General features: G+C 68.4%; 21 protein-coding genes and 1 pseudogene. 8 read left to right on the forward strand and 14 right to left on the reverse strand.

Translation table 11 applies throughout. The annotated features are described in order from the left end of the window. The first annotated feature begins 89 nt into the window (after positions 1-89). A complete protein-coding gene (locus ACFWBW_RS02070; RefSeq protein ID WP_385367569.1) occupies positions 90-1,151 on the forward strand; it encodes an Lrp/AsnC family transcriptional regulator in 1,062 nt (353 codons plus the stop codon). Between the two features lie 159 nt (positions 1,152-1,310). On the opposite strand, the gene ACFWBW_RS02075 is transcribed toward ACFWBW_RS02070, so the two are convergent. From ACFWBW_RS02075 to ACFWBW_RS02105, 7 genes are all read right to left on the reverse strand, one after another. Continuing rightward, positions 1,311-2,747 (reverse strand): nucleobase:cation symporter-2 family protein, encoded by a 1,437-nt coding sequence (locus tag ACFWBW_RS02075; RefSeq protein WP_385367685.1) that lies wholly within the window; start codon positions 2,745-2,747, stop codon positions 1,311-1,313. A gap of 392 nt (positions 2,748-3,139) precedes the next feature. Then, positions 3,140-4,543: an 8-oxoguanine deaminase gene (locus ACFWBW_RS02080; RefSeq protein ID WP_266885243.1), complete on the reverse strand. Its 1,404-nt coding sequence runs from the start codon at positions 4,541-4,543 to the stop codon at positions 3,140-3,142. A 209-nt stretch (positions 4,544-4,752) separates the two neighbouring features. Further along, positions 4,753-5,676: a factor-independent urate hydroxylase gene (pucL, locus tag ACFWBW_RS02085; protein WP_327255912.1), complete on the reverse strand. Its 924-nt coding sequence runs from the start codon at positions 5,674-5,676 to the stop codon at positions 4,753-4,755. 3 nt (positions 5,677-5,679) lie between these two features. Beyond that, complete coding sequence (uraH, locus tag ACFWBW_RS02090) at positions 5,680-6,072, reverse strand: hydroxyisourate hydrolase (RefSeq protein WP_250740538.1); 393 nt, start codon at positions 6,070-6,072, stop codon at positions 5,680-5,682. An 8-nt stretch (positions 6,073-6,080) separates the two neighbouring features. Continuing rightward, a complete protein-coding gene (gene uraD, locus ACFWBW_RS02095; protein ID WP_327255910.1) occupies positions 6,081-6,596 on the reverse strand; it encodes a 2-oxo-4-hydroxy-4-carboxy-5-ureidoimidazoline decarboxylase in 516 nt (171 codons plus the stop codon). 154 nt (positions 6,597-6,750) lie between these two features. Further along, entirely contained in the window at positions 6,751-7,170 is a 420-nt protein-coding gene (locus ACFWBW_RS02100) for a helix-turn-helix domain-containing protein (RefSeq protein WP_385367570.1), read from the reverse strand. Beyond that, complete coding sequence (locus ACFWBW_RS02105; RefSeq protein WP_385367571.1) at positions 7,167-7,424, reverse strand: hypothetical protein; 258 nt, start codon at positions 7,422-7,424, stop codon at positions 7,167-7,169. The genes ACFWBW_RS02100 and ACFWBW_RS02105 overlap by 4 nt, the downstream gene beginning before the upstream one ends. 181 nt (positions 7,425-7,605) lie before the next feature. Here ACFWBW_RS02105 and ACFWBW_RS02110 point away from each other — a divergent pair, with 181 nt between their 5' ends. From ACFWBW_RS02110 to ACFWBW_RS02120, 3 genes are all read left to right on the forward strand, one after another. After that, positions 7,606-8,439, forward strand: a complete 834-nt coding sequence (locus ACFWBW_RS02110) for a TIM barrel protein (RefSeq protein ID WP_385367572.1) — start codon at positions 7,606-7,608, stop codon at positions 8,437-8,439. Positions 8,440-8,513: 74 nt separating this feature from the next. Continuing rightward, complete coding sequence (locus tag ACFWBW_RS02115) at positions 8,514-9,404, forward strand: 2-hydroxy-3-oxopropionate reductase (protein WP_385367573.1); 891 nt, start codon at positions 8,514-8,516, stop codon at positions 9,402-9,404. A 244-nt stretch (positions 9,405-9,648) separates the two neighbouring features. Continuing rightward, positions 9,649-11,106: a catalase gene (locus ACFWBW_RS02120; RefSeq protein ID WP_385367686.1), complete on the forward strand. Its 1,458-nt coding sequence runs from the start codon at positions 9,649-9,651 to the stop codon at positions 11,104-11,106. 543 nt (positions 11,107-11,649) lie between these two features. Here the strand turns inward: ACFWBW_RS02120 and bla are convergent. The 4 genes from bla to gcl form a co-directional block, all read right to left on the reverse strand. Then, on the reverse strand, positions 11,650-12,564 hold the full coding sequence (gene bla / locus ACFWBW_RS02125; RefSeq protein ID WP_385367574.1) for a class A beta-lactamase: 915 nt from the start codon (positions 12,562-12,564) through the stop codon (positions 11,650-11,652). A gap of 197 nt (positions 12,565-12,761) precedes the next feature. Further along, on the reverse strand, positions 12,762-13,328 hold the full coding sequence (locus ACFWBW_RS02130; protein WP_385367575.1) for a TetR/AcrR family transcriptional regulator: 567 nt from the start codon (positions 13,326-13,328) through the stop codon (positions 12,762-12,764). 68 nt (positions 13,329-13,396) lie between these two features. Next, a complete protein-coding gene (locus ACFWBW_RS02135) occupies positions 13,397-13,924 on the reverse strand; it encodes a hypothetical protein (protein WP_385367576.1) in 528 nt (175 codons plus the stop codon). Between the two features lie 312 nt (positions 13,925-14,236). Next, a complete protein-coding gene (gcl, locus tag ACFWBW_RS02140) occupies positions 14,237-16,018 on the reverse strand; it encodes a glyoxylate carboligase (protein WP_266912577.1) in 1,782 nt (593 codons plus the stop codon). Between the two features lie 310 nt (positions 16,019-16,328). Between gcl and ACFWBW_RS02145 the strand changes: the two genes are divergently transcribed. After that, a complete protein-coding gene (locus ACFWBW_RS02145) occupies positions 16,329-17,180 on the forward strand; it encodes a hypothetical protein (protein ID WP_385367577.1) in 852 nt (283 codons plus the stop codon). A 44-nt stretch (positions 17,181-17,224) separates the two neighbouring features. Next, a complete protein-coding gene (locus ACFWBW_RS02150; protein WP_385367578.1) occupies positions 17,225-17,713 on the forward strand; it encodes a glutathione peroxidase in 489 nt (162 codons plus the stop codon). A gap of 52 nt (positions 17,714-17,765) precedes the next feature. On the opposite strand, the gene ACFWBW_RS02155 is transcribed toward ACFWBW_RS02150, so the two are convergent. After that, entirely contained in the window at positions 17,766-19,307 is a 1,542-nt protein-coding gene (locus ACFWBW_RS02155; protein ID WP_385367579.1) for an AMP-binding protein, read from the reverse strand. A gap of 198 nt (positions 19,308-19,505) precedes the next feature. Beyond that, a complete protein-coding gene (locus ACFWBW_RS02160) occupies positions 19,506-20,708 on the reverse strand; it encodes a winged helix DNA-binding domain-containing protein (protein ID WP_385367580.1) in 1,203 nt (400 codons plus the stop codon). Positions 20,709-21,023: 315 nt separating this feature from the next. Here ACFWBW_RS02160 and ACFWBW_RS02165 point away from each other — a divergent pair, with 315 nt between their 5' ends. After that, positions 21,024-22,187, forward strand: a complete 1,164-nt coding sequence (locus tag ACFWBW_RS02165) for a magnesium and cobalt transport protein CorA (RefSeq protein ID WP_385367581.1) — start codon at positions 21,024-21,026, stop codon at positions 22,185-22,187. A gap of 27 nt (positions 22,188-22,214) precedes the next feature. Here ACFWBW_RS02165 and ACFWBW_RS02170 read toward each other — a convergent pair whose 3' ends face one another. After that, on the reverse strand, positions 22,215-22,709 hold the full coding sequence (locus tag ACFWBW_RS02170) for a barstar family protein (RefSeq protein WP_385367582.1): 495 nt from the start codon (positions 22,707-22,709) through the stop codon (positions 22,215-22,217). 207 nt (positions 22,710-22,916) lie between these two features. Here ACFWBW_RS02170 and ACFWBW_RS02175 point away from each other — a divergent pair. Next, positions 22,917-23,102 (forward strand): annotated as a pseudogene (locus ACFWBW_RS02175) (CorA family divalent cation transporter); the annotation flags it as partial. Positions 23,103-23,170: the final 68 nt, after the last annotated feature.

The raw sequence follows: 23,170 nt of genomic DNA on the forward strand, positions 1-23,170 counted from the left end.
GTGGTCAACAGTTGAACGCACAAAGAGAGATGATCGGCTCATAATCCCGTTGTCCCGTCGACGACCGGGAGAACCACCAAGGGGAGGGTATGAACTCGGCCATTTCCGCCATCGACGACACGGACCGGGCACTGGTCCACGCACTCCAGCTCGCACCCCGCGCGAGCTGGGAGCTGCTGGGTCCGGTCCTCGGCGCGCACCCGGACACCCTGGCGCGACGCTGGGAGCGGCTCACCGGGTCCGGCGAGGCGTGGCTGAGCGGACTCGGGCTGCGCACCGGCGTCACGAAGCCCTGCATGGCGTGGGTGGAGGTCACGTGCACCGCCGGCACCTCCTCCTCGGTGGGCGACGTCCTCGTGGCGGATGCGCACGCCCTGTGCGTCGAGCACACCACCGGGGGCCGGGACCTGCTCGTCTTCGTGGCCGTCCCCGACCTGCCCACGCTGTACTCCTACCTGTCCTCCCGGGTGCAGCGGATCCCCGGCGTGATCGGCACCCGCACCTCGATGGTGACGGCGGTGCACTACGCCCCCGACCGCTGGCGGCTGGACCAGCTGACCCCGGCCCAGATCGGCCTGCTGACCAGGCGGACCCGGCGGCCGGCGGCTTCCACCGGCCCGGACCGGCCGGCGGTGGCCCCGCTCCAGGAGGAGGACCGGCCGCTGGTCCTGGCCCTGGCCTCGGACGCGCGGCGCAGCGTGGCCTCGCTGGCCCGGGACTCCGGGATGAGCGAGTCGACCGTACGGCGCCGGCTGGCGCGGCTGGAGGCCGGGCTGAGCCTGCGCTACAGCTGCGCGCTGGCCTCCGGGCTGTCGGGCTGGCCGGTGTCGGCGACGCTGTGGACGGAGGCGTCCGAGTTCGAGCTCGCCGACTGCGCGGCGGTCGCCGCGGGGCTGCGCGAGACCCGCATCTGCATGTCCGTCAGCGGGCCCTGGAACTTCATGATCAGCGCCCGGCTGCGCACGGTGGAGGACCTCTCCCGCTACACGACGGAGCTCACCCGGCGCCTGCCGGGCCTGCGCATCAGGGACTCGGCGGTGGCCCTTCAGGTCCGCAAGACGGAAGCCCAGGAACTGGACCGCCACGGCCACCGCGTCCGTACGGTCTCCCCGGACATCTGGTCGGACCCGGCCTTGACGCACTGCGTCTGACAGGGCAACTCCCGTTTGCCCGCAGGGCAATTGCAGCCGCGCGCAAACGCGTACGGCGGTACGGACGCCAACCCCGCAGTGGGTGACGTACGCACCGCCGCATCCCGCGCACGGACCGGGACCAGCCCGGTCGGCGCACACCGGCCGGGACCAGCCCGGTCAGTGCACCAGTACCGGATCCGGGGCGGCCGAGGCCGATCCCTTCCTGGCACCGAGGTGGTTGAAGGCGAGGTTCAGCAGGATGGCCACGACGCAGCCGGTGCTGATGCCGGAGTCGAGGACGACCAGCAGGTCCTCGGGGAAGGCGTGGTAGAAGCCGGGGGCCGCGATCGGGATCAGGCCGATGCCGAGCGAGGCGGCGACGATCAGGGCGTTCTCGCCCTTCTCCATGGCCGCGCCGGCCAGGGTCTGGATGCCGCTGGCGGCGACCGAGCCGAAGAGGACGATGCCCGCGCCGCCGAGGACCGGCAGCGGTACGACTCCGATGACGGAGGCGGCGATGGGGCACAGGCCCAGCAGGATCAGGATGCCGCCGCCGGCCGCGACCACGAACCGGCTGCGGACCTTGGTCATGGCGACCAGCCCGATGTTCTGCGCGAAGGCACTGCACATGAACCCGTTGAACAGCGGGCTGAGCGCGCTGCCCAGGGTGTCGGCGCGCAGGCCGCCCTCGATGGTCTTCGCGTCCGCCGGACGGCCGACGATCTTGCCCAGGGCGAGGATGTCGGCGGTGGACTCGGTCATGCACACCAGCATCACGATGCACATGGAGATGATCGCGGCGACCTGGAACTGCGGCGCCCCGAAGTGGAACGGCGTGGGGAAGCCGATGAGATCGGCGTTCCGGACGGCGTCGAAGTTCGTCATGCCCAGGGGCAGCGCTATGAGCGTGCCGACGACCAGGCCGAGGAGGATGGAGATCTGCTGGAGGAAGCCGCGCAGGAACTTGCGCATCAGCAGGACGATCGCGAGGGTGGCCGCGGCCATGGCGATGTTCTTCATCGAGCCGTAGTCGGTGGCGGTGCTGTTCCCGCCCTGCGACCAGTTGAAGGCCACGGGGAGCAGCGAGACGCCGATCAGGGTGATGACCGTACCGGTGACGACCGGTGGGAAGAACCGGACCAGTTTCCCGAAGTACGGGGCGGCGAAGAAGCCGAGGACTCCGGCGACGATGATCGCGCCGAAGATGATCGGGATGGCGTTGTCGCCCTCACCCTTTCCGATGGCGATCATCGGGGTCACACCGGCGAAGGAGACGCCGTTGACGAAGGGGAGCTTGGCGCCGATCTTCCAGAACCCGAGGGTCTGGAGGAGGGTGGCGAGTCCTGCGGTGAAGAGCGAGGCGCCCATCAGGAAGGCGGTCTCGGTGGCGGAGAGGCCCACGGCAGGGCCGACGATCATGGGCGGGGCAACTACACCCGCGTACATGGCGGCCACGTGCTGGAGACCGCTGGTGAACATTTTCAGTGGTGGCAGGGTCTCGTCGACCGGGTGCTTCACCCCTGAGTCGGCTGCTGAGCCATCTGCTGAGTCGTCTGCGACCTGCGGTACTGCGACTGCGTCTGCGTCTTTGCGAAACCTGGGCGCCTGGGCCACGGCTTCCTCCGAACTGTTTAACACGCCGGCAGGGACGTGATGTGTCTGGGAGGTGATGCGAAAGCTGTACGAGTCGAGCCGTTATGGAGTTGTGGGGTGCTGCGCATGCTTGTCCCAAGGGGTGCGGAAACGGTTCGCCCGAGTCGTTCCACGCAAAAACCGGAAAATGAGCTGGCGGTGCCGTAGCAGTGGCGCGGTGCAAACGGGCTGCCGAGCGCATGACACGAGCTGCGGGGCTGGTGGCACGAGCTGCGGAGCAGCCTGCACGGGTCACCGCCCCCGGGGCGCCCGAGGAAAATCCTCGGACGCTACCCGGGAACAGCTGCCGCGGACCCCGCTCGGGTCCGCGGCCGCCGGCCGGGGGCCGTCCCCCCCGGCCGGACTCCGTGGGATCAGGCCTGCGCGGAGATCCGCGCGAGGCGCTGGGCCTCTTCCCGGGTGGACACGGCGATGGCGTCCTCGTCGGCGAAGAGGAGACGGTTGTTCTCGACGATCTGCTTGCCGTTGACGAACGACGCGGTGACCGGGGCCGCCGCACCGAAGACCAGCGCGGTGACCGGGTCGGCGATCGAGGAGTGCAGGAGGGTGTTGAGGTTCCAGAGCACCAGGTCAGCGCACTTGCCGACCTCCAGCGAACCGATGTTCGAGGCGCGGCCGAGGACCTGGGCGCCACCGAACGTACCGAGGCGCAGGGCCTGGCGGGCGTTCAGGGCACGCTCGCGGTGGACCGGGTTCAGACGGTTGATCAGCAGCGCGTTGCGCAGCTCGGTGTGCAGCTCACCGGACTCGTTCGAGGCGGTGCCGTCCACGCCGAGGCCGACCGGGACACCGGCGGCGAGCATGTCCGGGACGCGGGCGATGCCGGCGGCCAGACGGGCGTTGGAGGACGGGCAGTGCGCGACACCGGTCTTGGTACGGGCGAACGCGGCGATGTCGGAGTCGTTCATGTGGACGCTGTGCGCCATCCACACGTCCTCGCCGAGCCAGCCGGTCGACTCGAAGTAGTCGGTCGGGCCCATGCCGAACAGTTCCTTGCAGAACTGCTCTTCCTCGACGGTCTCCGAGCCGTGCGTGTGCATGCGCACACCCAGGCGGCGGGCCATCTCGGCGCCCTGCTTCAGCAGCTCGGTGGAGACCGAGAAGGGAGAGCAGGGGGCGACGGCGACCTGGGTCATCGCGTCGAAGGAGGAGTCGTGGTACTTCTTCACGGTCGCCTCGGTGTCCGCGAGGGCACCTTCGAGGGTCTCGACCGCGTGGTCCGGCGGCAGGCCGCCGTCCTTCTCGCTGCGGTCCATCGAGCCGCGGGCGAGGGTGAAGCGGACGCCCATCTCGGACGCGGCGCGGATGATCGACCCGGAGAGGTCGCCCGAACCCTTGGGGAAGACGTAGTGGTGGTCCATCGCGGTGGTGACGCCACCCTTGGCCATCGCGGCGAGGGAGCCCTGCGCGGCCGTGTACGTCATCTGCTCGTCGATGCGCGCCCACGTCGGGTACAGCGCGACCAGCCAGTTGAAGAGGTTGTGGTCGGTGGCCAGACCACGCGTGATCCACTGGTAGAAGTGGTGGTGCGTGTTGACCAGACCGGGGGTCACGAGGTGCCCGGTGCCGTCGATGCGGCGGACGACGTTCTCGAGGTTCTCGGGGGCCTTGCCCGCACCGACGAACTCGATCTTGTTACCGGCGAGCACCACGTGACCCGAGGCGTACTCGGTGTCGTTGGCGTCGACGGTCGCAATCGCACAGTTTTCGATGACGATGCGCTCTACGGCGCTGTCATTGGCTGCCGATGCTGCCATGGGACTTCCTCGTGCTTTCAGTGGCGGTGCGGGCACGGCAAAACCCAGGGGATTTGAGTGCCGGAGCCGGGGGCCTTGACAGCTGACAGTACTGCCGCCCCGTGTGGTGCGTCCGGGTGCCGATTCAGGAAGTTCAAACGTGTCGAGAGTGCTGACAGGTGTCGCGCCGTCCCGGGGCCACTGCGGAGCCCCGGGACGGGCGTGCCACATCAGAGGTTGGTCATGTCCACGGGGATACGGGCGTCTACGCCGTCGCGGAGGACCGTCGCCTCGATCAGACCGTACGGGCGGTCCGCGGCGAAGTAGACCTCGTTGTCGTTCTTGAGACCGAAGGGCTCGAGGTCGACGAGGAAGTGGTGCTTGTTCGGGAGCGAGAAGCGAACCTCGTCGATCTCCGAACGGTGGTTGATGATGCGCGAACCCATCTGGTACAGGGTCTGCTGCAGCGACAGGGAGTAGGTCTCCGCGAAGGCCTGGAGCATGTGCTTCCGGGTCTCGGCGTAGGACTTCTCCCAGTTGGGCATGCGCTGCTCGTCATCCGACCAGGCGAAGCGCCAGCGAGCCGAAACCTGGGTCGCCAGGATGCGGTCGTAGGCCTCCTTCAGGGTCGTGTACTTGTCCTTCACGTAACCCCAGAACTCGGAGTTCGTGGAGTTCATGACGACCAGGTCCTTGAGGCCGGAGATGACCTCCCAGTTCTTGCCGTCGTACGTGATCTGGGTGACCCGGGTCTCCATGCCCTCGCGGACGAAGGAGTGGTTCACCTCGTCGGAGCCGATGAACTTGGAGTTCGCGTCCGAGGTCGCGATCCGGGACCAGGAGTACTCCTCGATCCGGATGCGGGCCTTCTGGATCGGCTCCTGGCTGTTGACGAACCAGCGCGCCAGGTGGATGCCGAACTGCTCGGCGGACTCGATGCCGTACTCCTTGGCGAACGCGTACACCGTGTTCTTGGTGGTGTCCGTCGGAAGGACGTTGGCGTTCGAGCCGGAGTAGTGGACGTCGTCCATGTCGCCCGAGAGGGCGACCGAGACGTTCAGGTCCTTGATGTGGTGGGTGTCGCCGTCCCGCGTGATCTTGACTACGCGGTTCTCTGCTTTGCCGTACTGGTTCTGGCCCAGAATGGTGGCCATGTGCTAGCTCCCTCGGTAAACGGAGTAGCCGAACGGGTTGAGCAGCAGCGGTACGTGATAGTGCTCGCCCGGGTTCACCGCGAAGGTGATGGTGACCTCGGGGAAGAACGCACCGCTGTCCCTTACGCGGGGGGCGTCCTGCTGTGCCTCGGCGGCTTGCTTCTTGGAGAAGTACGTCTCGGTCTCGAAGTCGAGGCGCACGTGGGTGGTGCCCTCCGGCAGCGCCGGCAGGTCCTTGCAGCGCCCGTCGGCATCGGTGGCGGATCCGCCCAGGGCCGCCCACTCGCCGTCGAGACCCGTACGGGCCGACAGGGAGATCGCGACGCCTTCGGCGGGCTTCCCGATGCTGGTGTCCAGGATGTGCGTGGACACCGACGCGGTGGTCTCAGTGCTCATGCTCGGTCTTACTCTCCTTCTACGGATTCCACGAGGCGGGTCAGGCGAATCCGGTTGATCTTGACGAGCTCGCCACGAGCGATTTCCCGCTCCTGTTCCGGCGAGTTCTCGATCCGGACCTTGACCGCGTCCCGCATGAACTCACCGGTCGCACCGGTGGCGCAGATGAGGAAGACGTGGCCGAACTTGTCCTGGTAGGCCAGGTTCAGTTCGAGGAGCTCGGTCTTGAGCTCCTCAGAGGCACCGGCCATGCCGCGCTGCTCGCGGGCGGAGGTCGGGTCTCCCGGCTTCGGCCGGCCGATCGGCGCGTGTCCACCCATCGCCTCGCCCAGATCCTCCGCGGTGAGCTCGGCCATGGCGGCCTCGTTCGCGGAGAACAGGGTGTCGACGCTGGTGAAGGGGCGCTGGGCGAGCAGCTTGCTGCCCCATGCCGAGCTGGCACACACCTCGTGCAGCTCGGCCGTGGCCGCACTGTCGTCCAAGGCGTTGAACCGGGTGAGACCCGGGGTCGGACTCGAAGTCACGGTAGGCCTCCGTGGCCTGTTGTTGCTTTGACGGGCTGCGCATAGCTAACGCCCTCGACAACACGGCGTCAACACTTTGTTGAAACTTCCCGTACACAAAAGCCGCCGCCCGGGTGAATTGGGCGGCGGCTCGTCACGGTGAGTTACTCAGGATTCACTCCTGGTTGGTCCCGGTGGACCCTTTGGGGGTCTCACCGGAGCCCTTCGGAGTGCTCGAGTCCCTGTTCAGGTAGTTGTAGACCGTGAAGCGGCTCACGCCCAGGGCGCCGGCGACCGTTTCCACACCGTGCCGGACCGAGAAGGCGCCGCGCGCCTCCAGTATCCGCACGACGTCCTGCTTGGACTTCCGGTCGAGCTGGGACAACGGTACGCCGTGCCGGCGCTCCAGCGCCGCCAGGATGTGGTCCAGCGAGTCCGAGAGCTGCGGCAGCCGTACGGCGAGCAGGTCCCGGCCCTCCCAGGCGAGCACGACGTCGTCGGGCTGGGCCAGGGACGGATCCATCAGCTCGCCGCCCATCGCGTCCACCAGCGGCTTGACCGCGGCGACGAACGGGTGATCCCTGGGCTCGGTCATGGCGTGTCCTCCCCGGTCCCGATCACATTGACCTGGAGCGAGACGCGCGTGGCTCCGGCTTCCAGGGAGTTGCGCAGCAGCGCGGCGACCGCGGTCAGCACCGCTTCGGACTCCCCCTCGGCCGTGTTGCCGAACGGGCCGACATCCACCGCGTCCAGCTGGGCCGTCTGGATGACCTCGCGAGCGGCTACGGCATGGGCAGGGGCCTCTTCTAGATCGAAGGGCTCGGTCGTGAACTCCACTCTCAATCGCACGCCGCTCAAGCTACCGGGACTGGAAGGAGTGGCGCGATAGCGCCCCCTTGAGGGGTGGCGGTCGGGCGAGGGGCGGGCCGGACTTTTCGGGAGGCGGTACTTGACAACCGGGCCGCCCTGCTTGCAGTCTTCCATCAGGCAGAAACTAACTTCCGCAATACGGAAGGAGCGCACACCCCTCATGGGATACACGGACCAGCGCTTCGATGTAAATCTTTCGATCCTCTTCACGGAACTCCCGCTCCTGGAGCGTCCCGCGGCTGCCGCCGCAGCGGGCTTCACGGCGGTCGAGCTGTGGTGGCCCTGGATCGAGACCCCCACCCCCGCTCAGGAGGAGCTCGACGCCCTCAAGACCGCTCTTGAGGACGCCGGCACCCAGCTGGTGGGCCTGAACTTCTACGCCGGCCAGCTGCCGGGTCCGGACCGCGGTGCGGTCTCGGTTCCCGGTGAGGAGTCGGAGCGCTTCAACGCCAACATCAACGTGGCTGCGGACTTCGCAGCCTCGGTCGGCTGCAAGGCGCTGAACGCCCTGTACGGCAACCGCGTCGAAGGCGTGGACCCGGCCGTTCAGGACGAGCTCGCGCTGAAGAACCTGGTCGTGGCGGCTCAGGCCGCGGACCGCGTCGGCGCGATCCTCCTGATCGAGACCCTGAACAAGCCCGAGTCGCCGCTCTACCCCCTGGTGAGCGCCCCGGCCGGCATCAAGGTAGTGGACAAGGTGAACGAGGCCACCGGCCTCGGGAACGCCAAGTTCCTGCTCGACCTTTACCACCTGGCGATGAACGATGAGGACCTCTCCGAGGTCATCGAAAAGTACGCCGCCAAGACCGGACACGTCCAGATCGCGGACAAGCCGGGACGAGGTGCCCCCGGCACCGGTGAGCTGCCCCTCGAAGAGCTGCTCGACCAGCTCCAGAAGGCCGGCTACCAGGGCTTTGTCGGTCTTGAGTACAAGGCCGCCGACGCCGCCGCCTCCTTCGCATGGCTGCCGGCCGAGGCCCGCGCCGCGAAGTAGGCGGAAAAGTCCGGGCGAACAGCCAGGCACCTGACGAACTTTTCGTACGAAGCATTAAGAGAAGGACCCTCATCATGAGCAACCTCCCCAAGATCGCGTGGATCGGTCTCGGCATCATGGGCTCCCCCATGGCCGAGAACCTCCTGAAGGCCGGCTACTCGGTCACCGGCTTCACGCTGGAGCAGGACAAGCTGGACCGCCTGGCCGCGGCCGGTGGCGGCGCCGCCGGTTCGATCGCCGACGCGGTCAAGGACGCCGACGTGATCATCACGATGGTGCCCGCCTCCCCGCAGGTCGAGGCCATCTCCTACGGTGAGAACGGCATCCTCGAGAACGCCAAGTCCGGCGCGCTGATCATCGACATGTCGTCGATCACCCCGCAGACCTCGATCGACCTGGCGAAGAACGCCGCCGCCAAGGGCATCCGCGTCATCGACGCCCCGGTGTCCGGTGGCGAGGCCGGTGCCATCGAGGCCGTCCTGTCGATCATGGTGGGTGGCGAGCAGGCCGACTTCGACCAGGCCCTCCCGATCCTCGAGGCCCTCGGCAAGGTCATCGTCCTGTGCGGCCCGCACGGCTCCGGCCAGACGGTGAAGGCTGCCAACCAGCTCATCGTCGCGGTGAACATCCAGGCGTGCGCCGAGGCCGTCGTCTTCCTCGAGAAGTCGGGCGTGAACCTCGAAGCCGCTCTGGACGTGCTCAACGGCGGTCTGGCCGGCTCCACGGTCCTGACCCGCAAGAAGGCCAACTTCCTGAACCGCGACTTCAAGCCCGGTTTCCGGATCGACCTGCACCACAAGGACATGGGCATCGTCACCGACGCCGCCCGCAACGTCGGCGCGGCCCTCCCGGTCGGCGCTGTCGTCGCCCAGCTGGTCGCCTCGCTGCGCGCCCAGGGTGACGGTGGCCTGGACCACTCCGCGCTGCTCCGCGCGGTCGAGCGCCTCTCCGGCGCCCAGATCTGAGCTCCGCTCCGATCGGCGGCCCGATCGTAGGGCCGCCACCCGCCCCGCTCGCGGGGCCCTGAGTTTCCGGATGGTGCCGGTGCTGACACCTGTCCTGTCGCGCCCAAGTGCCGGCACCGTCCGGATTACCTCTCCTCCACTCTTTCTTTCAACAAACTGTTGACGTCGAGTTCATGCCGAAATTAGGCTGTTCCGCATGACGGAAGACGGATTCCGTCAGCAGTTCCCCGTACGGAAGGTCACCATGTCGAAGCGCACGCTGACGACCGAGTCTGGCGCCCCGGTCGCCGACAACCAGAACTCCGCTACCGCCGGCGTCGGTGGCCCCCTGCTGATCCAGGACCAGCAGCTCCTCGAGAAGCTCGCCCGCTTCAACCGCGAGCGCATCCCGGAGCGCGTGGTGCACGCCCGCGGCTCGGCCGCGTACGGCTACTTCGAGGTGACCGACGACGTCACCGAGTACACCAGCGCCGCGTTCCTGAACACGGTCGGCAAGAAGACCGAGACCTTCCTGCGGTTCTCCACCGTGGCCGACTCGCTGGGTGGCGCGGACGCGGTCCGCGACCCGCGCGGCTTCGCGCTGAAGTTCTACACCGAAGAGGGCAACTACGACCTCGTCGGCAACAACACCCCGGTGTTCTTCATCAAGGACCCGATCAAGTTCCCCGACTTCATCCACTCCCAGAAGCGCGACCCCTTCACGGGCAAGCAGGAAGCGGACAACGTCTGGGACTTCTGGGCGCACGCCCCCGAGGCGACGCACCAGATCACCTGGCTGATGGGTGACCGCGGTATCCCGGCGTCGTACCGTCACATGAACGGCTACGGCTCCCACACGTACCAGTGGACCAACGCCCAGGGCGAGGCCTTCTTCGTCAAGTACCACTTCAAGACGAACCAGGGCATCCGCTGCCTGTCGGGCGAGCAGGCCGCCGAGCTCGTCGGCTCCGACGCCAACTCGCACCAGACCGACCTGCTCCAGGCGATCGAGCGCGGTGTGAACCCGAGCTGGACCCTGTACGTCCAGGTCATGCCGGCCTCCGAGGCCGCGGACTACCGCTTCAACCCGTTCGACCTCACCAAGGTGTGGCCGCACAGCGACTACCCGCTGCAGCGCGTGGGCCGTCTGGTCCTCGACCGCAACCCGGACAACGTCTTCGCCGAGGTCGAGCAGGCCGCGTTCTCCCCGAACAACTTCGTCCCGGGCATCACCGCCTCGCCGGACAAGATGCTCCAGGGCCGCCTCTTCGCGTACGCCGACGCCCAGCGCTACCGCCTCGGTGTGAACCACACCCTGATCCCGGTCAACGCTCCGAAGGCGACGAAGGCCGACAACTACGGCCGCGACGGTGTCATGGCGCTGCGCAACGGCTCGCGCCACGACAAGAACTACGAGCCCAACTCGCACCAGGGTCCGGCCGAGACCGGTCTGGCGCTGGGCGCCCCGAAGGCCGTCTCCGGCTACACGGGCACCCACGAGGCTCCGGCCCACACCAAGGACGACGACTTCTTCCAGGCCGGTGAGCTCTACCGCCTGATGTCGGAGGCCGAGAAGCAGCGTCTGGTGGCGACCATCGCCGGCGGCCTGTCTCAGGTCACCCTCGAGGACGTCATCGAGAAGAACCTGGCTCACTTCCACGCCGCGGACGCCGACTACGGCAAGCGCGTCGAGGAGGCCGTCCGCGCCCTGCGCGACGCCTGAGCCCACAAGCTGCGCCGGGATCCTGACGGGAGGTCAGGATCCGGGTGCTGAGCCCACACTGCGGACCCGGATGAGGGGTGGTACGCGGTGAGGGCAGGACGAGGACCGTGGCGAGCGTGCGAGCCAGTGCGGTGGTAATGGGTTCCGAGGCCCGTCTCTTGACCTGAGGGAGACGAAGCCGAAGTTCTCGTCGCCGTTCGCCACGGTCCCAGCCAAATCCTCTCCTCTATATACAGGGGCCACGCACAGAGTCCCCTGTACGTAGAAGAGAACCTCCCCCACCTCTCCGCCCGGCGGTGCGAACGGCCTCTTCTGGACGCCGTCCTCACACCGCTCCGCGGGCATCGGGCCGGCTGCGCCGGCCTCCGGCCGTCGGGTTCCGCCCGACGCCACCACAACTCCGCCCGGCGGTGCGAACGTCCTGTCGCGCCAGCCTCGTACCGTCGGGCGGTAACAAGCAACACACACTCAAAGAGCCGAGCCACGGACGGTCCCGTGACTCGGCTCTTTGTCATGCCCGGGGGCGGCGCCCTCAGCAGTCGTCTAGACGAGTTCCGCCGCCAGCAACGCGGCGGTCTTGGCCACCAGCGGGTTGTCGGACGGGGCGTCTTCCTCGGCTTTGGCCGTCAGGACGGCCATCACGATGGGTGCGTTGTCCGGGGGCCAGGTGATGCCCGCGTTGTTGTTGCCCCCGTACTTCCCGCCGCCGGTCTTGTCGGCGAGAACCCAGTCCGCGGGGAGGCCGGCGCGGAACCTGTCACCGCTGGTCGTGTTGGCGAGCAGCCAGCCGACGAGCCGTTCCCGGTCCTGGGGTACGAGTGCGTCGCCGAGCGTGAGGCGTGCGTAGGTCCGGCCGATGGCGCGGGGGGTGGTGGTGTCGGTGACCCGCCACGGTTCCGCCGAGTTGAGTTCGGGCTCCCAGCGATCGAGCCGGGTCCTGCCGTCCCCGATCGAGCGGCAGAACCGGGTGATGGCGGCCGGTCCCCCCAGCTCGCCGAGCAGCAGGTTTCCTGCGGTGTTGTCGCTGTGGCAGATGGCCGCGTCGCACAGTTGGGCGACGGTCATGCCGGACTCGAGGTTCTCGGCCTTTCCGGCTTCCGGTGAGTAGCCCGACTTCTTCACGTACTCCGCGGTGTACTGAATGCGCTTGGCCAGGAACTCGCCGTCGTGGTCGAGGTCCCGCAACACGGCCGCGGCGGCGATCGTCTTGAACAGGGAGCACATCGGGAAGCGTTCGTCGGCCCGGTACGCCACCGTCCTGCCGGTGCGCATGTTGCGGGCGAAGACCCCGAGGCGGGCGGAGTGCTGCTGCTCGAGCTCCCTCAGCCTCGAGGTGATGCCGTCCCCGGCGGGTAAGGCGTGTGCAGTTCCGCCGAGGGGCAGGGCGGCGGAGAGTGCCGCGCCGGCACCGAGAGCGAGCGCGGTGCGGCGGGACGGGCGTGGTCCTGGGGTGCGCAAGATGTTCCCCTTCCGAGGCGGTCATGACGTAGGTCGACACGCACGTCGACGCACGTGGCTGCCGGGCCGGATTCGCTACGGATGCGACACCTGGTACGAGGTGCCCGGCCAATGGCTCCTGCCACCCTTGCCCGGCTCGTACGCACATGCATGAGTACCCGTACTCAGAGACGCCGCAGGAACGAACCCGGCTCGCGTCACAGGAGTCGGCGCACGGCCTGGACGATCGAGCGGCGGCGGTCCTCGGCGCTCTCGGCCTCGGTCGTGGAGGCGGGCATCCCGATGGCATTGCTCGGGTTCCATGCGAGGGCGAGGCTCAGGACGAGGGTGAGCAGCGCGGTGGGGGAGAAATCGGCGCCGATGCCGTCCTCCTTCTGCACCGAGTCGAGCGCCTCCAGCTTCGCGTCGTGTGCCGGTGCCGCGACCGCGGGGTCCCGGTCGTGGCTGTCGCCGCGCTCCAGTCGGTGCCAGGTGGCGAGCCGGATGACCTCGGGGTGCTGCCGGCAGTAGTCGAAGAGCCTCCCCGCGTACCCGGGGAGGTCGTCGGGGGTGAAGGGAACCGCGTTCAGGCCGTGGGTGACGTGGGCGTCGAAGACGGCGTCGAAGAGCTGATCCTTGCTGCAGAAGTACACGTAGATGAGGTTCTTGTTGGCAGCCGCCGCCTTGGCGATCCGGTCCACCCGGGCTCCGGCGATGCCGTGCGCGGCGAACTCGTCGGTGGCGGCCTGGAGGATGCGGGCCTTGGTTGCGTCGGCGCGGGACATGCGAGTCATCGTAACCAGGAGACCAACCAGTTAGATCTTCGCCTGGAGATGCCCCGCGCCCAGGCCGGTCATCCGATCCCGAAGGCGTCGAGGACCGCCTCCGACGCGACCAGCAGAACCGTGCACCACAGGGTGACTCCGGCCATCAGCCAGCGGATCAGCCGCCACCGGGGGATGCCCAGCGCGGCTCCGAGCAGGGAGGAGCCCCAGGTGCCGAAGAGGGCGGGCCCCACGATGCCGAAGCCCACCACGCCGTACCGCTCGAAGACCCTCCGCGCCCGCCGCCCCGTGGCGCCGGAGAGCCGGTCGGCCGGCGGCGATCCGATGGCAACCACGCCGTCGGACGGTGCTCCGTCTGCGGACGGACCCGTCGCCGAACCAGCGCGTTCCGCGGGCGACTTCCGGCCGGTTCGCCAGGACTGCCAGCGCAGCCGCGCCCGTTCCATGGCGAACACCGCCACGACCACGCAGCAGGCAGAGCCCGACAGCACTGCGAACAGGGCGACCGGGCCGGGCAGGGAGAGCGAGAGGCCGACGGGTACCGCGGGCGTGCCGATGGCGAAGCCGGCGAGCAGGGTCCAGACGAATCTCCCCATGCGGATTCCCTTCGGCTGCGTCGTTCGCTTCGTGCGCGCTTCGTTCGCTTCGTTCGCTTCGTGCGTTTCGTTTCGCCGTACCGCCGGCAGCCTAATTGACTAACTGGTTACTTTACGACCGTGACCATGAATCATGGCGACATGGCGCTGGGCGAGTTGGCGGCCGGCAAGTACCGCCCGCCGGCCTGACGCCGCGTACCGCCCGGTGGAACGGCTCCGGGGCCTGGGGCCCGTAGGGAACGCGGAACGGCCCCCGTTCCTCCTGGCGGAGGGACGGGGGCCGTTCGGTGGTGCTGGACCAGCCTGCTGGGACTAGGCGGGCAGGGTGTTGCGGAGTGCGGTCGGGGCGTGACCCAGCTCGGTCGCGACCTCTTCGAACTCGGTGACGTCGCTCATGTCGACCGTCTTGCTCATCGAGATGTTGGTGATGCGCTCGAGGATGGCCTCGACGACGACCGGGACCTGGTGCTCCTGGGCCCACTTCTTGGCCGTCTCGAAGGCCTCGCCCAGCTTGTCCGGGTCGGTGACGCGGATCGCCTTGACGCCCAGGCCCTCGGCGACCTTGACGTGGTCGACACCGTAGACACCCAGCTCGGGGGTGTTGATGTTCTCGAACTCGAGGTTGACCTCGAAGTTGATGCCCAGACCGCCCTGCGCCTGGCGGATCAGGCCCAGGTAGGCGTTGTTCACGAGGACGTGAACGTAGGGGACCTTGTGCTGGGCGGCGACCGCCAGCTCCTCGATCATGAACTGGAAGTCGTAGTCGCCGGACAGGGCGACGATCGGGGTCTCCGGGTCCGCGGTGGCGGCACCGATCGCGGCCGGGATGGTCCAGCCGAGGGGGCCGGCCTGGCCACAGTTGATCCAGTTGCGCGGCTTGTAGACGTGCAGCATCTGCGCACCGGCGATCTGGGACAGGCCGATGGTGGTGACGTAGCGGGTCTCGGGGCCGAACGCCTTGTTCATCTCCTCGTAGACGCGCTGCGGCTTCATGGGGATGTTGTCGAAGTGCGTGCGGCGCAGCAGCGTCGCCTTGCGCTCCTGGGCGGAAGCGGCCCAGGCGCTGAAGTCGGGCAGCTTGCCCTCGGCCTTGAGCTCCTTGGCGATCTCGACGAAGAGCTCCAGGGCCGCCTTGGCGTCCGAGGCGATGCCGAAGTCCGGGGCGAAGATCTTGCCGATCTGGGTCGGCTCGATGTCGACGTGGACGAACTTGCGGCCCTTGGTGTAGGCGTCCAGGTTGTAACCGGTGTGACGGTTGGCCCAGCGGTTGCCGATGCCGAAGACGAAGTCCGACTCGAGGAACGTCGCGTTGCCGTAGCGGTGCGAGGTCTGGACACCGACCATGCCGGCGGCCAGCTCGTGGTCGTCCGGGATGACGCCCCAGCCCATGAGGGTGGAGATGACCGGGACGTTCGTCAGCTCGGCGAACTCGACCAGCAGGTCGGAGGCGTCGGCGTTGATGATGCCGCCACCGGCGACGATCAGCGGGCGCTCGGAGTCGAGCAGGAACTGCAGGGCCTTGCGGGCCTGGGCGCGGGTGGCGCTCGGCTTGTAGACCGGCAGCGGCGAGTAGGTCTCGGGGTCGAACTCGATCTCGGTCAGCTGGACGTCGATCGGGAGGTCGATCAGGACCGGGCCCGGACGGCCGGAGCGCATCAGGTGGAAGGCCTCCTGGAACACGCCCGGAACCTGGGCGGCCTCCAGGACGGTCGTCGCCTTCTTGGTGACCGGCTTGGCGATCGAGGCGATGTCGACGGCCTGGAAGTCCTCCTTGTGGAGCTTCGAGACCGGAGCCTGACCGGTGATGCACAGGATCGGGATGGAGTCCGCGATCGCGGAGTACAGGCCGGTGATCATGTCGGTGCCGGCCGGGCCCGAGGTACCGATGCAGACGCCGATGTTGCCGGCCTTGGCGCGGGTGTAACCCTCGGCCATGTGCGAGGCACCCTCGACGTGGCGGGCCAGGGTGTGCGCGATTCCGCCCACGTTCTTGAGCTCGCGGTAGAACGGGTTGATCGCAGCACCGGGGACGCCGAACGCTTGTTCGACACCCTCGAGCTTGAGGATCTCCACTGCAGCGGCGGCGGCTGTCATACGAGGCATCGAGTTCTCCTGCGGGTCTGGCGGGTCAGGCTTTTCCGTAATCCGGAAGTTTTGTTCTGCTATACGGAACAAGCTAAGCGGCGACTCCCCGCAACGTCAAGGCGGTACGGCACCCCGGAACGCACCAAAAGCCGCCGATGGGGCAGTGAGTTGTACGAAAATCCAGTGCCCGGCCGAAAATCGGAGGTCTGCCCACCCCTCCGGTGGCAGGTGGTGGACCATGGGGCTACGCACAGCGACGACGAGCGACCAGCGACCAGCGACCAGCGACGAGATGAATGACGAAGGGGGTCCGGCCCTCATGGCGGATGCGGTACCGGTGCGCTGCCCGGCGTGCCTGCGCGAGAACGGCTACGCCGCCCCGGTCTTCCCCTGCGCCTGCGGGAACCCGGTCACCCCTCCCCTTGACCTGGCGTCACCGCCCCGGGAGCTGACCCACCGCACCTGGACGGAGAGCTGGGTCACCGTGCGGTGCGAGGCCTGCGGCCGGGAGAGCGAGTGGCCGCATCCGGAGGTGGGGTGCACCTCCTGCGGGACGGTGGTGCTGGTTCCGGTACATCCGCTGGAGCCGGCGGGCGGCGTTCCGCGCACCCCGTCTCCCCCGGCGCCGGGGCGCCCGGTGTCGCCTTCGGGGCCGGCGCCCGTGTCGCCGGCCGGGTCTGCCGCGGCGGACCCCGTCCCGGGACCCCATCCGCTGAACGACTCGGCGCACACCCCCGACGGCCGGCCCCCGGCCGGTCCGCCGCCGGCCGACCCCGCGGTGCCCCGCCCCGCCTTCCGGCCCGTGACCATCCGTACCGCCCGGGACGCGGTGGTCACCGCCGCGCTGTACCTGCGCTGGCTCGGCTTCCAGGACGTGCGCCAGCCCGACGCTCGGCCGATCCCGTCGACGGCGGTGGACCTGCGCGCCCCCGGCCTGGTCGCCCAGGTGGACCCGACCACGGCCCCGGCCGGGCTGCGGGCGGTGGAGTGCGTCTGGCTGAACGGGCTCACGGCCTGCGCGACCAGCGTCTACTTCTCGCTCGCCGGATATACGCAGGACGCGCGCTCCCGCGCCGACGACCTCGGGATACCCCTCTTCGTCATGGACCTCACGGGCATGCCCCAGCCGGTCAACGACCCGGCGGAGGACCTCCTCGGCATGGGGGCCTAGGCTCGGGGGGGTATGACGTGCGTTTGCCTGCCGAGGAGAGCTTGATGAGCCTGTACGACATCCCGCTGACCACCCTGTCCGACGAGCCCACCAGCCTCGCCGCGCACAAGGGCAAGGCGATCCTGCTCGTGAACACCGCCTCGCAGTGCGGTCTCACCCCTCAGTACTCGGGCCTGGCCCGTCTGCAGTTCAAGTACGAGGAGAAGGGCTTCACCGTCATCGGTGTGCCGTGCAACCAGTTCGGCGGGCAGGAGCCGGGCAACGCCGACGACATCCAGACGTTCTGCGCGGCCGGCTTCGGCGTCACCTTCCCGATGCTGGAGAAGTCCGACGTCAACGGCGAGAACCGCCACCCGCTCTACGAGGAGCTGGTGAAGGTCCCGGACGCCGAGGGCGAGGCCGGTGACATCACCTGGAACTTCGAGAAGTTCCTGATCTCCCCCGCCGGCGAGGTCGTGGCCCGCTTCCGCCCTCGCACGGAGCCCGAGGCCGCCGAGGTCATCGCGGCGATCGAGGCCCTGCTGCCGGCCTAGCACCGCCTGGGCCCTCGGTCGTTCCCCTGTGCCTTGCCCCGGGGGCCTGCTGTCAGTTCACCTGCCGCTCCAGGCCCGACCAGTACGGCTCGCGGAGCTTGAACTTCTGGATCTTGCCGGTGGCCGTACGCGGGATGCCGGCGCGGAACTCGACCGTCGTCGGAGCCTTGTACCCGGCCAGTCGCTCCTTGCAGTGCGCGATGATCTCCGCCTCCTGGACGGACTCCCCCTCGGCGAGGACGACGAGCGCCTTGATCGTCTCGCCCCACTTCTCGTGCGGCACGCCGATGACGGCGACCTCCGCGACCGCCGGATGGCTGAAGATCGCGTCCTCCACCTCGATCGAGGACACGTTCTCGCCGCCGGTGATGATCACGTCCTTCTTCCGGTCGGAGATCGTCAGGTGGCCGTCGGCCTCGTCGACCGTGCCGCCGTCACCAGTGTGGAACCAGCCGTCGCGCAGTGCGGCCGCGGTCTCCTCCGGCTTGTCCCAGTACCCCTCCAGCACGACGTTCGACCGGGCCAGTACCTCGCCGTCCTCGGACACCCGCAGCTTGACCCCGAGCGCGGGCAGCCCCGCGCGCGACAGCCTGTGCGCCCGTTCCGCGGCCGGCAGCTCCGCGTCGGCAGGCAGGGTCCGGTTGAAGGTGAGCAGCGGAGAGGTCTCGGTCAGGCCGTAGATCTGCGTGAACTCCCAGCCGAGCTCCTCACCCATGCGCTGGATCGTCCGGCTCGGCGGCGGGGCGCCCGCGCAGACGACGCGTACCCGGTCGCGGCCCGGGATCTCGCCCTCCCAGGTCGCCGCCGCGTCCAGCACCGTGTTCCACACGGCGGGCGCACCGCACATCAGCGTGACGCCGTGCTCCTCGACCCGGCGCAGGATCTCGGCGCCGTCGACCTTGCGCAGCACGACCTGCTTGACGCCGAGCCCGGCCATCACGAAGGGCATGCCCCAGCCGTTGCAGTGGAACATCGGCAGCGTGTGCATGTAGACGTCACGCTCCCAGACCCGGGTGTGCAGGCCGAAGGTGAGCCCGTTCACCCAGATGTTGCGGTGGGTCAGCTGCACCCCCTTGGGGCGGGCGGTGGTGCCCGAGGTGTAGTTGATCGTCGCCGTCGCGTCCTCGTCCGGGTGCGACCAGGGGCGCGGTTCCACCCCGAAGCGCATCAGCACCGTGTCCGTCTCCGCCCCGAGGACGAAGCGGTGGCGGGCCTTGACGCCCGACAGCGCCTCGTCCAGTTCCGGGTCGACGAGCAGCACCGCGGCGCCGCTCTGCCGGACCACGTAGTCGACCTCCTCCGGCTTCAGCCGGAAGTTGACCGGTACGCAGACGCGCCCGCTCATCGGCACCGCGAACAGCAGCTCCAGCATCCGGGCGGAGTTGTGGCTGACCACCGCCACGCGCTCGCCCTCGCCGACCCCCAGCGCGTCGAATCCCGCCTGCCAGGCCCGTACCCGCTCGCCGAGCCTCCCGTACGTCGAATCGGGGACCGGTGGCCCGGGCTGATCCGGCTCGTCCACCACACCCGGACTGGACGAGAACCCCAACTCCGCCCGATCGAGGAAGTCCGTGACGGTCATGGGAATCCGCATTGCTCTCTCCTAGGTCCCGAATCCCGAACAGCTGCCTGTGCCTGGATGACGCGCCGCGCTCCGACGAGGGTCGAGCGGCCCGCCACGAACGAGAACGATCGCGGGTGATCTCAGTCGTGCCAGGCATCGTGCCGTGTCCGGCGTACGGGCCACCAGAGCGCGGCGGGACCGGGTCGCCCGGTCCCGCCGCGCCGTGGCTCAGCCGCGGATGGCCCCGAAGCGGACGGAGCCCCCCGACCGCTCCCCTCCCTCTCCCTCACTGCTGCTGCCCATGGCGGTGAGGAGTGCCTCCCCCTCGGCCACGATCTCGGCCTTGTCCGCCTTGGAGACCTCGGCGAACAGCTCGACGGTGAGCGTCGTCCCGCCGTCCAGCTTCCAGAGCCCGGCGAGGAAGCCGTCGAGGAGCAGCGTGCAGTGCGCCTGGTTCCCGGACCAGGTACTGCCCTTCAGATCGGGCGCGATCACCCGGGAGCGGTCGGCATGGGAGAGGAGCAGGTTGTCGAACTCGGGAAGGAAGCGGGGCGGCGCGGGCTGCTCGGCGTCGGGGCGGGGCCCGTCGGGCAGATCGAAGAGCTCGACGCCGTTCTCGTCCTGGAACACCTCGAGGCCGGGCCTGAGCCGCTCGAAGGCCTCGCGCAGCCGGGTGAGCCCGGCCCAGGTCTGCATGTCCTTGACGGAGGCGGGCCCGAAGGCCCCGAGATACCGCAGCACGACGTCATCGATCCCCGACGCCTCCCCGCCAAGCCCGCTCTCCTCCCCGCCAAGCCCGCTCTCCTCCCCGCCCACTCCACTCGCCTCCCCGCCAAGCCCGCTCCGCTCCCCGCCAACCCACTCGCTCAAGGTGGTGAGGCGGACCTGCCCGCTCTTCCCCCACACCCCGCGCGGGGTGACCTGGACGAGCGGCAGCCGGCAGCGCGCGGCGACGGACAGCGACTGCGGGTCGGCTCCGGGCCACTCCTTGAGCAGTTCCTCCCGTATCTCCGCCATGGTCCGCGGCTCGGCCTCCACGAAGGCGCGCGCCCGCTCGGCCAGCCTGTCCAGGTCCACGCCGACCAGGCCCTTGCGGAAGTAGTTGATCTCCCGGTCGCGGGCGGGCTGGACGAGCGGGCGCAGGGTGAGCGCGTCGCGGACGGTGTGGGTGTGGATGGTGGACCTCATGGTGACCATCCGGACCACCTGACGGGACTCCATCAGCCCGGCGAGTTCGGCCGGCTCGAACGCTGCGAGTCGGGCGTGGAGCTGGAAGTAGGGCGGCTTCACGTTCTGTGCCTGCAGTCCCAGCAGGTGCTGCGTGGCGTCCTGCGCGGACATCTCGGCGCGGGTCAGGAGCAGCTGACGGGCGAGCGTGGCACGGTTCAGCGCACGGGTGTCGAGTACGGGACGCGTCGTCTTGGAGGCCATGACAGCAACGTAGCGGCCCATGCGGACACCTTCTGTCCGCAACTCCGGACCGGTCGCACCCGCGCGCCGGACCCGCATGGACCCCTAGGGGGTGTCTTGCCGATCAGGCCGGGCTCGCAGGGTCTGGCACCGCGCCTCGCCGCGTTGTCGTCACTCGCCGACGCTCCGCGTCGACTCCCTCCTCCGCCTTGCGATCCACAGCACCAGACACCGCTCCCTGATCCGGCCCGATCGACAAGACACCCCCTAGGCCCATTCACCCGGATATCCTGCCCCTTGCCCGTAAACACCCGTTCGACCGGGAGCTGACCTGCGATGCCGGAGCGACCAGACGACCGCCGCCCCTCGCCCGCGAAGCGCGCGGGATGGCGGCGCCCAGCCGCCCCTCCCCCCGCCCCTCCCGCCACGCCCCCGCGGGCCCCGAAGCCGGCCCCGCCGGCCCCCACCCCCGCGGACCACCGCAGCGTGATCGACTCCGCGGTCTACCGCGACGGCGTCCGGGTCGCCTCCCCCACCACCCTCGCCGACACCTTCCGCCGGCTGCGCGAACTGCCCGACGGCATGGCCTGGATCGGCCTGCACCGCCCCACGGAACCCGAACTCCACTCCCTGGCCGGCGAGTTCAACCTCCACCCGCTCTCCATCGAAGACGCCCTGGAGGCCCACCAACGCCCCAAGCTGGAGCGCTACGGAGACACCCTCTTCGTCGTCCTACGGGCCGCCCGCTACCTGGACGCGCTGGAGGAGGTCGACTTCGGCGAGCTCCACATCTTCGTCGGCCCCGACTTCCTGATCACGGTCCGCCACGGCGCGGCCCCGGACCTCTCGGCGGTCCGCCGCCGCATGGAGGAATCCCCCGAACTCCTCTCCCTCGGCCCGGAAGCCGCCCTGTACGCCATCCTCGACGCGGTGGTCGACGGCTACGCCCCGGTCGTCGAGGGCGTCCAGATCGACATGGACGAGATCGAGACCGAGGTCTTCAGCGGCGACCCGGCAGTCTCCCGCCGCATCTACGAACTCTCCCGGGAAATGGTCGAGTTCCAACGCGCGACCCGCCCGCTGGTCGGCATGCTCCACAGCCTGATGGCCGGCTTCGCGAAGTACGGCACGGACGAGGAACTCCAGCGCTACCTCCGCGACGTAGCCGACCACGTCACCCACACCAGCGAACGCGTGGACGGCTTCCGCCAGGCCCTCACAGAAATCCTCACGGTCAACGCCACCCTGGTCTCCCAACAACAGAACGCCGAAATGCGAGCCCTGGCAGAAGCCGGCTTCGAACAGAACGAGGAGATCAAGAAGATCTCCTCGTGGGCGGCAATCTTGTTTGCTCCCACGTTGGTGGGAACGATCTACGGCATGAACTTCGAGGACATGCCGGAACTGAAGTGGGCAGGCGGCTACCCCTTCGCGATCCTGCTGATGGCAGTGGTCTGCGTGAGCCTGTACATCATCTTCAAGAAGCGCGACTGGCTGTAGCCGGCAGCCCGGGTGTGCGGTTGTCGGTTAGGAGTGTGATCGGGCCTCGAGTGATTCAAGCTGTGCAGCGAGGCTGGCTGCGGACCCCTTGCCGCATGACAGGACCACGACGAGTTTGCTGAGCGTGACGCCCTCGGGCCTTTTGGTGTAGGACCACCGCTGGCCAGCGCGCCATAGGGTTCTGAAAAACTCCTCGCGAGCGGCATCGTCCTCGGAAAGGACACTCTCGGCAGCGTCGACAATGAGGATGTGGTGGTCCGATGAGAGCCATCCGAGGTCGCGAAGGCAGTCAAAGAATGCATTCCAGTTCCATCCGAAGCATTCGGGGAACTTCAGCGATTCATCGAACTGCTGAAACGTCGAGATCTCGTCGGTCATATCCTGCCCGTTCAGGCGTGCCACGTAGACACTGCCGGACGTGGGCAGGAGTTCATCGAGGCATACGCCGCCGCCTGCCGTGATGACGTGCATCCACGGGGCGATACGGATTGCCGGTTCCTCTTCTGTCATCAGTTCACCCATCTGGGACTCTCGCCCACAATATACGTCTGGTAGTGAGTGGGAGTGTAGTAGGCGGACCCATCGCTGCCGAAAACCCCTTGGGGAGCGGCTGGGGAGGATCGGCCGTACAAACGGGCAGCACGGCGAAAGGGCCGGGAAGGTGGATCTTTGCAGGTCGAACCACCTGCACAACCGATTTCTGCAGGTCAGCGGTGCGAGGGTGACAACTTCAAGAAGATTTCCTCATGGGCTGCCACTTTGTTTATTCCCACACTCGTCGGAACCATTTATGGCATGAATTTCGAGTCCATGCCTGAGTTGGGTTGGACCTTCGGATACCCCCTTGCGATCTGCTTCATGGGGATGGTTTGCGTCAGTTTGTATGTGATTTTCAAGCGGCGGGACTGGCTCTAAGCCCCTCGCATCACGCTCAGTCAGCCTTTCGCACTTCCCTTTCGCATCACTCGCAGATCGGCCCAGAA

This window comes from Streptomyces sp. NPDC059957, assembly GCF_042730015.1.
GTDB lineage: Bacteria > Actinomycetota > Actinomycetes > Streptomycetales > Streptomycetaceae > Streptomyces.